The sequence below is a fragment of the Actinomyces provencensis genome, from assembly GCF_900155435.1.
Lineage (GTDB): Bacteria > Actinomycetota > Actinomycetes > Actinomycetales > Actinomycetaceae > Pauljensenia > Pauljensenia provencensis.
Genome location: NZ_LT700226.1, coordinates 1 through 10,353 on the forward strand (window position 1 = coordinate 1; position 10,353 = coordinate 10,353).

Annotated in this window: 7 protein-coding genes and 1 pseudogene; 4 read left to right on the top strand and 4 right to left on the bottom strand. The window is 67.2% G+C overall.

Annotated elements, in window-relative coordinates:
• Positions 1–111: 111 nt before the first annotated feature.
• Positions 112–564, top strand: a pseudogene (locus tag BQ9890_RS16010) (transposase family protein); the annotation flags it as partial.
• Positions 565–611: 47 nt separating this feature from the next.
• Here BQ9890_RS16010 and BQ9890_RS14385 read toward each other — a convergent pair.
• The 4 genes from BQ9890_RS14385 to galK are packed head-to-tail and all read right to left on the bottom strand — an operon-like array spanning position 612 to position 4,267.
• On the bottom strand, positions 612–1,988 hold the full coding sequence (locus BQ9890_RS14385) for a UTP--glucose-1-phosphate uridylyltransferase (protein ID WP_075893341.1): 1,377 nt from the start codon (positions 1,986–1,988) through the stop codon (positions 612–614).
• Positions 1,981–2,172, bottom strand: coding sequence for a hypothetical protein (locus tag BQ9890_RS16535; RefSeq protein WP_230298050.1), 192 nt, complete (start codon positions 2,170–2,172; stop codon positions 1,981–1,983). Before BQ9890_RS16535 ends, BQ9890_RS14385 begins: the two co-directional genes overlap by 8 nt.
• The gene (locus BQ9890_RS14390) at positions 2,160–3,053 is read right to left on the bottom strand and encodes a LacI family DNA-binding transcriptional regulator (protein ID WP_230298051.1); all 894 of its coding nucleotides are present in this window, start codon (positions 3,051–3,053) and stop codon (positions 2,160–2,162) included. The genes BQ9890_RS16535 and BQ9890_RS14390 overlap by 13 nt, the downstream gene beginning before the upstream one ends.
• Complete coding sequence (galK, locus tag BQ9890_RS14395; RefSeq protein ID WP_075893343.1) at positions 3,050–4,267, bottom strand: galactokinase; 1,218 nt, start codon at positions 4,265–4,267, stop codon at positions 3,050–3,052. Before galK ends, BQ9890_RS14390 begins: the two co-directional genes overlap by 4 nt.
• Before the next feature lie 267 nt (positions 4,268–4,534).
• Between galK and BQ9890_RS14400 the strand changes: the two genes are divergently transcribed.
• From BQ9890_RS14400 to galE, 3 genes are read left to right on the top strand one after another with little or no spacing between them, the layout of a single operon-like run.
• Positions 4,535–7,603, top strand: coding sequence for a glycoside hydrolase family 2 TIM barrel-domain containing protein (locus tag BQ9890_RS14400; protein WP_013160163.1), 3,069 nt, complete (start codon positions 4,535–4,537; stop codon positions 7,601–7,603).
• 22 nt (positions 7,604–7,625) lie between these two features.
• Positions 7,626–9,014 carry an MFS transporter gene (locus BQ9890_RS14405; RefSeq protein WP_075893345.1) on the top strand — a complete coding sequence of 463 codons (1,389 nt, stop codon included), beginning with the start codon at positions 7,626–7,628 and terminating at the stop codon, positions 9,012–9,014.
• Positions 9,015–9,059: 45 nt separating this feature from the next.
• The gene (gene galE / locus BQ9890_RS14410; RefSeq protein WP_013160161.1) at positions 9,060–10,055 is read left to right on the top strand and encodes a UDP-glucose 4-epimerase GalE; all 996 of its coding nucleotides are present in this window, start codon (positions 9,060–9,062) and stop codon (positions 10,053–10,055) included.
• The last annotated feature ends 298 nt before the right edge of the window (positions 10,056–10,353 follow it).

Below are 10,353 nucleotides of genomic sequence, written 5' to 3' on the forward strand. Positions count from 1 at the left end.
TGCACGTCGAGGTCTTTCGGGCTGAGTGTGTAGGAGCTCTCATCCTCGGGAGACCTCGACCTCTATCCGGCCACCGACGCGCCGGCCCGCCGCGCGACGTGCGCTACACCCTCATCTGGGAAGAGCCGGAAAACCACCGATGCGTGGTACTCGGGAAAACACCACCGCCACGGCGGCAACGTCCAAGTCCTCACCGACAGCTCCGGTTTCCCGATCTGGACCTCGCCGGTATCCCCGGGCTCGACCCACGACCTCACCGCCGCCCGCCAACACGTCCTGCCAGCCCTCTACCCAGCCGCCGCACAAGGCCTGAAAACGTTGACCGACAAGGGCTACCAAGGCGCCGGCATCGGCATCTGCCACCCGATCAAGGGCCACGGCCTGGCCCCCGACACCAACACCCGCAACCGGCTCATCACCCAACTCCGCGCCCCAGCCGAACGAGCCAATGCCATCATCAAACACTTCAAGGCCCTCCAGAAAGTCACCCTCGACCCCTGGCGCATCACCCAGATCGTCCGCTCAGCCCTCGTGATCGCTACTCACGTGCGAGGAGCCTGGTGAGAAAACCTCAGTGTCCTCCTTGGATCTGGGGGTGGCGCTCGACGGTTTCAAGCCGGGTCGCCGAGGACGGCGTGGTCAGGGACGAGCATGGGCTCTGCCGTGTCGATGCGGGCGTGGCCGCGGACGGTTACGCCTTGCCCGAAGCTGACGTCACCCAAGACCGTGAGGCTGCGTGCTCCGAGCAGGCCCAGGGGGTAGGGGATGCGGCGATCGAAGTCCTGGACGATCTTGTAGTGGTTGTCCAGACGGATCTCAGGAATCGGTCCTCGGGCGGTCAGGTGGTGATCCTCATCCAAGGAGAACAGGTCCGAGCGCAACAGCAGGAGTTCATTGGTGGTCTTGACCGGCAGGAACCGGTTGCGGTCCACGCCGATGGCACTGGCTCCCGGGAACACCTCGATGGCGGCACCCATCGCGGTCTCCATCTGGATGACCGCGGGTGAGGTGGGGTCCGCCGGATCGACGGTCTTCTCGTTGCGGATTAGCGGAAGGCCCAGCACGCCGGTGCGTTCCTGAAGGGTTCGCTTGAGCACGGGCAGGTGGACCCACAGGTTGTTGGTGTGGAAGTAGGGATGGCGGTGCTCGTCGGTGAAGAAGTCCATTTCCTCCGGCGCTGTCTGCGCCGTGTCGCGCAGTACCAGCTGTCCGTCGCGGCGGCGGATCGCCAAGTGCCCGCCCTTGCGGTCATTGGCGGTACGGGTGCACAACTCTGCGGCGTACGGGGCAGATGACTGGGCGAACCAGCCGGCCAGGAGTGCGTCCGGTGTGGCCCCGAGGTTGTCGCCGTTGCTCAGGAACAGGTATTCGTAGCCACGCTCCAAGAGCAGGTCGAGGATTCCAGAGTCGTCCAGCGCGGTATAGACGTCCCCGTGGCCCGGTGGGCACCACTCGAGGCTGGGGTCGCGAGGCCAGTCGATCGGAGTGAGGTCGTCGACCCTCAGCTTCGGCTCCTGGTTCTGCAAGAAGCACAGGGGCAAGCCCGGGACGGCGAGCTGGGGGTATGCCTCGAGCGCGCGGCGGGTGTCGGCGTCGGTACGGAAGGAGTTCATGAACAGAAGCGGCAGTCGCACGCCATGGCGCTGACGGGCGGCCAGCACTTGGCGGGCGATGATGTCGAGGAAGGTCAGCCCGTCGCGGACCTCCAGCAGGTTCTTGGCCTTGGCCAGACCCATCGACGTACCGAGGCCGCCATTGAGTTTGAGGATCGCCGTCCGGTCGAGTGCATCCTCTGCCTCACGGCGATCGATGTCGACGTCGCTGGCCATGTCGACCTCGAGGAGGGGTTCGATGTCGGCTTCGCGGACATACCCGCCGGCTCCATCGGCCAAGTTCGCATAGTGGGACTCGAACACCCGGATCGCTGCTGCTCCAACCCCTGCTGCATGCATCTTGTCGCGGGCCTGGGTCAGGCCAATGTCAGTCATGGTGTTCTCCTTCTGCGGTGCTGGGGATCCCGCCGCTTGCGCGGACCTGGAGGTGTGGTGGTACGAGGATGGACTCCCGGACCGGGCCGCCATGGTCGCGGCGGTCGATCTGGCGCAACAGGACGTCGACCAGGTGGAAGCCGATCGTGGTGAAGTCCTGCTGGACGCTGGTCAGCGGGGCCACAGCCAGGCGGCGCTGACGTCGTCGAAGCCGACCACGGCCACGTCACGGGGAACCCTGCGGCCGCGTTCGTGCAGGGCTCGCAGGAGTCCAGCGGCCATCTCGTCATTGGCGACGAGCACCGCGGTGATGCTGGAGTCATCGGCGACCAAGAAGCCGGCGCGGTACCCGGAGGCGGGGCTCCAGTCACCATGGCTGACCGTCGCGGGCACCCGACGTCCGGCCGCCTGGAGGGACTCTCTCCAGCCCTGCTCCCGCTGCCTCGACTGCACCGAGTTTCGCGGCCCGGCAACCAGGTGCACAGTGTCGTGCCCCAGGCCCAGCAGGTGGTCGACCGCGAGGCGTGCTCCGGCCTGTTGGTCGAGGCCCACGTTCGGCACAGACAGGTCCGCCCGGGAGTCGGCCAACACCACGGGCAGGGACGGCGGGATGCGCACCGTCGCCAGTTCGGCCGTCTCCAATCCCAGCACGACCAGGCCCGCGACGCCCTGCCGAGCCCGTGCAATCGCGCGGTTCACGTCCTCGGCCGACCCGCTGGCCGCGTGGGCCAAAGCCACGTCATACCCGTGCTGGCGTGCCGAGGTGCACACCGCATCGATGATGTTGGCCTCGCCTGTCCGGTTGAGGTGGTGGGCCACCACACCAATGCTTGACGACCGCCCTGCTCGCAGTGCCTGGGCGGCCGCGTTGGGGGCGTAGCCGAGCTGCGCCATCGCCGCGAGCACCTTTTGCCGAGTCGGTTCGGCCACCGACTGTGTTCCATTGGCCACTCGGGAGACGGTTTGCGCCGAGACCCCGGCCACGGCTGCGACGTCTCGTGCGGTGGCACGGCCCGACCAGCCAACGCCACCCCGGGTCGACGAGCGCAGGACCTGGTCACTCATGCAAGACGCCCCGCGGCCGCGCTGGGAGTGACCAGGTGCACCTCCGGGATCGGGAAACCTTCCTGTTGCGCCCGCTCGACTACCGCGTGGGCAACGTCCGAGGCCCGCCCTCGCGGCACCAGCGCCACGATGCTCCCCCCGAAGCCACCGCCGGTCATCCGGGCGCCGAAGGCCCCCGCCTCGACTGCCGCCTCCACCGCACCGTCGAGCTCTGCGACGCTCACCTCGAAGTCATCACGCAGCGAGGCATGTGACTGGCTCATCAACCGGCCCGCCCCCACGGCGTCACACGCACCCAGAGCCTTCTCCATGTCCTCCACCCGCCACATCTCGGTGATGGCGTGGCGGGCCCGGGACCGCATCTGCTCGTCCGGCAGCGCCGCCAGGAGCGGCTCGAGATCCTCGGGTCGGTTGCGGTCTGCCACCTCGCGCAGCGAAGCGACGCCCAATGCCCGGGCCGCCGCCTCGCAGCTCGCACGGCGTTGTCCGTACTGCCCGTCGGCCAATTCGTGACTGGCCCTGGTGTCGACCACGACCAGGTCGACACCCATCTCCCCCATGGGGAAGGCCACGTGCTCGACGGATCCGTCACGACAGTCCAGGTGCAGCAGCGTCCCAGCTTCCGACCTCAGTGACGCAGCCTGGTCCATGCCACCGGTCGGGGCTCCAGCCACCCGGTTCTCCGACTCGACGCACAGTGCGGCCAGGCGGGCGCGACCCGCGTCGTCGCCACCCATCGGTGCGCCGTTCAGCTCCCCCAGGGCCAGACCCATGGCGCACTCGACCGCAGCCGAGGACGACAGACCGGCGCCCACGGGAACGCAGGACACGATTGCGGCATCGAAGCCGGTTGTCGCCACGCCCTCTTCCCGCAGCGCCCAAGCGGGTCCCGCACTGTAGGCCACCCATCCTTCGACGCCGCCCGGCCGCACCTCTGCGAGGTCACCCCGCCACGAGGCGTCTGTCTGCAGACCAGTGACCAGGCGTACTGCAGTGTCGCTGCGACGCGCCACCGCCACGAAGGTGCGGTGCGGCAGGGCCATGGGCAGGCAGGTGCCGTCGTTGTAGTCGACGTGGTCACCAATGAGGTTCACCCGACCGGGGGCCGCCCAGACGCCGCCGGGTCGCCCGTCGAAGTGCTGCTGGAACAGTTCCAGCGCCGCGCGCGTGCCCTGCTCGTCACTCCATGCCTGCTGGGCCAGATCGTCACCCATCACGTTCCTCCTCACCGCCGACCCCGGGCGTGTGGCCCAGCCGGAAGACCTCGTCGTCGACGCTAATGTTTGCGCGAACAAGTGCTCGCGCTCAAGACCTTGACATTCTGCACATCCAAGGCGCAGCATCGAACAAGCATCCCGATGGTGCCGCAAACATTTTTACGTGGAGGCGCAGAATGGTCGGCGAAGTTGCCGAGTCCGACGAGGCCACCACCCCACGGGAGTTCCACCCCACCGTCGGGGCCGGAACGGACAGGAGCAGCGGTGAGCATCCCGAAGCACCACCAGGGCCTGGAGGTCCTGCACGAGAACACGCTGGCCGCCCATGCCTACTTCGTGCCGGCCTCAGCGGCAGTGACCGATGTCGTCACCGCCCGTGAGTCGTCCGACCGGGTCCAACTGCTCAACGGTCAGTGGGACTTCCGCTACCACCACTCGGTCAACGACCTGGACGAGGCCTTCATGGACCCCGGGTGCACGGTCGAGGGTTTCGCTCCAATCACCGTTCCGGGTACTTGGCAGCATCAGGGCTACGACGCTCACCAGTACACCAACGTGCGCTACCCGATCCCGCTGGACCCGCCCCACGTCCCCGTGGACAACCCCTGCGGCGCCTACCGGACCACCTTCGATCACCACGCCGACGCGGCGGCGCCCGACACGACGCTGGTCTTCGAGGGCGTCGACTCCTGCTTCTACGTGTGGGTGAACGGGCACTACGTCGGTTACAGCCAGGTCAGCCACGCCACGAGCGAGTTCGATATCACCGAGGCGCTCGTGGAGGGCACCAACCACATGGCGGTGTTGGTGTTCAAGTGGTGTGACGGCACCTACCTCGAGGACCAGGACAAGTTCCGCACCAGCGGCATCTTCCGCGACGTTTACCTCGTCGACCGCCCTACCCGTCACCTGTTCGACTACTTCACCACTACCCAGATCCACGAGGCCGGCGCCACGGTGCGCCTGCGTGCCTCCTACGTGGGTGGCCCGGTCGAGACCCGGGCCACGCTGCTCGGCGCAGATGGCACGACGGTGGCCAGCGGTGTGCTGGCCGAGGCCAACGACGCCCGCGGGTACAGCCACGCCGTCGAACTCCACGTCAACCGGCCACGCCTGTGGAACCCCGAGCACCCGGAGCTGTACACCCTGTTGCTGGAGATGCCAGACGAGGTCGTCACCGACCAGGTGGGTCTGCGAGAGGTCTCGATCGACGACGTGGTCCTGCGCCTCAACGACTGCCCGGTGACGTTGAGGGGCGTCAACCGCCATGACTCCGCCCCCGCCACCGGACCCACCGTCGACGTCGCCCACATGCGCCGCGACCTGGAACTCATGGTGCGGCACAACATCAACGCCGTGCGCAGCTCCCATTACCCCAACGACCCCCGCTTCTACCAGTTGTGCGACCAGTACGGCCTGCTGGTCATGTCGGAGGCCGACAACGAGAGCCACGGAACGCAGGCCCAGTTCCTGGCCGACGAGTCCTGGGACAACGTCGTCGAGCACTGGAACGAGCTGATCGCCGACAGTCCCGACTGGACGGAGGCGACCCTGGACCGCGTGCAGCGTTGCGTCCAGCGCGAGAAGAACCGGCCGAGCATCTTCTCTTGGTCGGCCGGCAACGAGTGCGCCTATGGCTGCACCCTCGAGGTCTCCCTGGCCTGGATGAAGGAGTTCGACCCGGACCGGGTGACCCACTACGAGAGCGCCTTCTACCGCGATTCCAAGCGCAGCTATGACTACTCGAACATCGACCTGTACAGCCGCATGTACCCGTCACAGCAGGAGATGCTCGACTACCTCGCAGGCGATCCAGACAAGCCGCTGGTGCTGGTGGAGTACTGCCACGCAATGGGCAACGGGCCCGGTGACCTGGAGGACTACTGGCAGCTCATCCACACCGACCCTCGCCTGTGCGGCGGGTTCGTGTGGGAGTGGTGCGACCACGCCGTCCTAGCCGGCCACACCGACGACGGCCGCCCCTGCTACCTGTACGGCGGCGACTCCGGTGAAGTCATCCACGACGGGAACTTCTGCGTCGACGGCCTCGTGTGGCCCGACCGCCGACCCCACCCCGGCCTTTTGGAACTGAAGAACGTGCAGCGCCCAGCCCGAGTCGTCGCGCACGACCCCGGCGCGGGCATGCTGACGCTGCGCAACGACCTGGACTTCACAAATCTCGACGAGGTGGTCGACCTGTCCTGGGAGCTGGTCTGCGACGGGATCGTCCTAGATCGTGGCGACCTGTCCTTCACGCGTCCTGTTCCGCCCCACACCGAAACCCAAGTGACCTGCCGCCCCCAGCTGCCGCGGGTAGGGCGCTGTCACCTGCGTGTGACGCAACGCCTCCGCGTCGGCGACGCGGTGCGCGCCGCGGGCCAGGAGCTCGGCTTCGATGAGGTCGCCGTCCCTGTCGCCGACCCCCGCAACCAGCAGTCCGTGCAGTTGCTCGAGGCACCGCCCGGTGGCGTCTCCCCCGCCGTCGAGCAGGACCCCTCCGCGATCACGGTGCGTGGTGACGGCTTCCAGTACCGTTTCGACACCGGCACCGGGATGCCCACGTCGATGCTCGTGGGCGACCAGGAGATGTTCACGGCACCTGCGGAGGTCAACATCTGGCGCGCGCCCACCGACAACGACCGACGCATCCGCCTGGAGTGGGAACGGGCCCGCTACCCGTATGCCGCGGTCCGCGCACATGAGTGTTCCGCCCAGACCCTTGACGGGTCCGTGGTGGTGCGCGCCCGCATGACCCTGGACGCCGCGACGATCCAGCCCATCCTGCGCCTCGACGCCAGCTGGACCATCGACGTCGCGGGCCGATTGCGGTGCCAGATGGACGTCACCCGCACACCGGGGTTCCCAACCCTGCCCCGACTGGGTCTGCGCTTCTTCCTGGCACCGGAACTCGACCAGGCGTCGTGGGTCGGGCTCGGTCCGGGCGAGAACTACCCAGACAAGCGGCAGGCCAGCCGCCACGGCCACTTCACCAGCAGCATCGACGGACTGTTCGTCGACTACCTCCGCCCCCAGGAGAACGGCAGCCGCGGAGACTGCGACTGGGTCCGTGTGGAGCAAGCCGATGCGGCGCGTGGCCTGACCGTCACCTCACCGCGACCGTTCTCGTTCAACGCCTCCCGGATCACCCAAGAGCAGCTGTCGATTACGAGACACGACGTCGAGCTGGACCCCGACGACCAGGTGGTGCTGTGCATCGACCACGCCATGGCCGGGATCGGCTCCAACAGCTGCGGCCCCGAGCTGCTCGCCCGCTACCGGGTCGACGACGAGACGTACCACGTCGACCTCGTCCTCGCCCCCACCCGCCGCTGAACCCACCGGGAGACCCGAAACCATGCCCACACACGCTGCAAGTTCTGGCAAGACGTACCTGACCTGGGGCAACAAGATCGGCTACGGCTCCGGTGACATCGCCGGCAACGTGGTCTACGCGTTCCTGTCGGCCTTCCTGATGATCTACCTGACCGACGAGATGGGCCTCAACGCCGGTGTCATCGGCACGCTCATGATGGTCGCCCAGCTGTTCAATGGTGTCACCGACATCGGTTTCGGGGCCTTGCTCGACCGCACCCATACCCGAATGGGCAAGGCTCGGCCGTGGATGCTGTGGCCCTACATCGGCTGCGCTGTCACCCTGGTCGCCAGCTTCGCCATCCCCGGCGGGCTCAGTGAGACGGGCAAGTACATCTGGTTCTTCCTCGCCTATACCCTGCTCAACTCGGTGTTCTTCACCGCGAACAACATCGCCTACTCGGCGCTGACGGCGCTGATCACCAGGAACCCCGCCGAACGAGTGCAGATGGGCTCCATCCGCTTCATGTTCGCGTTCACCACCAGCATGCTCATCCAGACCTTCACCGTCCAGGGCGTGCGCATGCTGGGTGGCGGCGCCGACGGGTGGCGGGCCATCGCGATCATCTATGCCGTCATCGGTCTGGCGGTTAACACGATCTCGGTGCTGTCGGTCAAGGAGCTGCCGCCCGAAGAGCTTGACGAGGGCCACGATCCGGCCGCCGCCGAGCGCTACTCGTTCAAGGAGGGCGCCCGGATCCTGCTCGCCAACAAGTTCTATCTGATCATCCTGGTCATCTACCTGGTCCAGCAGATCTTCACCGCCACCCTGAACATGGGCATCTACTTCATGACCTACGTCCTCGGTGACGCGACCCGTCTGGGCGCCTTCGCATGGGCGATCAACATTCCGCTGATCATCGGACTGCTGTTCACCCCCGTTCTGGTCAAGCGCTACGGACAGATGTACCGCCTCAACATCTGGGGTTACGTCGTCGCCGTCCTGGGCCGCTTGGGTGTCGTGGCCGGTGGCTACATGGGCAGCATCCCCCTCATGATCGCCTCCTCCGCGATCGCCTCTCTGGGCATGAGTCCCCTGCAAGGCACTCTCAATGCGCTGATCGCCGAGGCCTCCGAGTACACCTTCCTGCGCACCGGCAAGCACATCGACGGCATGATGTTCTCCTGCACCACCCTCGGTGTGAAGATCGGCGGCGGCGTCGGAACAGCCTTGGCCGGATGGCTCTTGGCCGCCAGCGGCTACGTCGGCAACGCCACCACCCAGAGCAGCTCCGCGATCCACATGCTCTACTTCATGTACCTGTGGATCCCCGCCATCGCCAGCCTCATCATCCTCGCCTTCCTCACCCGGCTCGACGTCGAGAAGGCCAACCGGGCGCTGCGCACGTCGGCAGACCGCGTGACCGCGTGAGCACCAGCACCCTCTTCGAGCATCCCCAGAGACACAGGAGAAGACATGTCGTGGTTGGTCACCGGCGGAGCCGGCTACATCGGGTCGCACGTCGTGCGGGCCTTCATCGAGCAGGGCATCACCCCGATCGTGGTCGACGACCTGTCCAGCGGCCACCGGGAATTCGTGCCCGACGGCGTCGACTTCGTCGAAGGCCAGGTGCAGGACACCTCGCTGCTGGAGCGGACGATGCGTGAGCACGACGTCGAGGGCGTGATGCACATCGCTGGGTACAAGTACGCCGGCGTGTCGGTCGCCCGGCCGCTGCACACCTACAGCCAGAACGTGCAGGGCACCGCGGCGGTGCTGGAGGCGATGCAGCGCGTCGGCGTCAGCCGAATCGTGTTCTCCAGCTCGGCGGCCGTCTACGGCACCCCCGACGTCGACCTGGTCACCGAGGACCAGCCCACCGCCCCCGAGTCGCCCTACGGCCAGAGCAAGCTGATCGGCGAGTGGCTGCTGGCCGACCAGGCCCGCGCGCTGGAGCTCACCGACGGTGCCACGCCGCTGCAGCACGTCAGCCTGCGCTACTTCAACGTCGTCGGCTCCGGCACCGACGAGGTCTACGACACCAGCCCGCACAACCTGTTCCCGCTGGTCATCGAGGCGCTCATCGAGGGCCGCACGCCCCGCATCAACGGCACCGACTACCCGACGCCGGACGGCACCTGCGTGCGCGACTACGTCCACGTCGCCGACTTGGCCACCAGCCACGTCGCCGCCGCGACGGCGATGGCCGAGGGGCGCGAGCTGCGGCCGGTGTACAACCTGGGCAGCGGCGACGGGCTCTCGGTGCGCGAGATCATGGACGCGATGCAGCGTGGCACCGGCCACACCTTCGAGCCGGTGATCGGCGAGCGCCGCCCCGGCGACCCGGCGCGCATCGTCGCCAACGGGGACGCCGCCGCCCGCGACCTGGACTGGCGGATGCGCCACTCCATCGACGACATGGTCACCTCGGCGTGGCAGGCGCGCACCGCCCATCCCGACATAAGCGAGTGAGACCCGCTGACCACGGCACCTGCCTCATCGGGACACGACACGCCTCACCCCACCCGCGATGTCGACCACCCGAACCCGCACCCAGTTGACCAGGAGAAGTACTCAGTGGCAGACGTTTTCCAACCACCGGGTATCTTAATCGGCTCATCACAGATGAGGGTGTAGCTGGGGCGGGGTCCGGGTAGGGGTCGAGGTCTCCCGATGATGGGGGTTCCTACGCCACCCATCTGGAAGACCTCGACTTGTCTGACGCTACCTTCGCTTGCCCCGACCTGACCAAGTTCTGTCGGCTCGACGA

Coding starts and splice junctions, on each gene's coding strand:
- BQ9890_RS14385 (WP_075893341.1), bottom strand. CDS start 1,988: ATGACTGACATTGGCCTGACCCAGGCCCGCGACAAGATGCATGCAGCA.
- BQ9890_RS14390 (WP_230298051.1), bottom strand. CDS start 3,053: ATGAGTGACCAGGTCCTGCGCTCGTCGACCCGGGGTGGCGTTGGCTGG.
- galK (WP_075893343.1), bottom strand. CDS start 4,267: ATGGGTGACGATCTGGCCCAGCAGGCATGGAGTGACGAGCAGGGCACG.
- BQ9890_RS14405 (WP_075893345.1), top strand. CDS start 7,626: ATGCCCACACACGCTGCAAGTTCTGGCAAGACGTACCTGACCTGGGGC.
- galE (WP_013160161.1), top strand. CDS start 9,060: ATGTCGTGGTTGGTCACCGGCGGAGCCGGCTACATCGGGTCGCACGTC.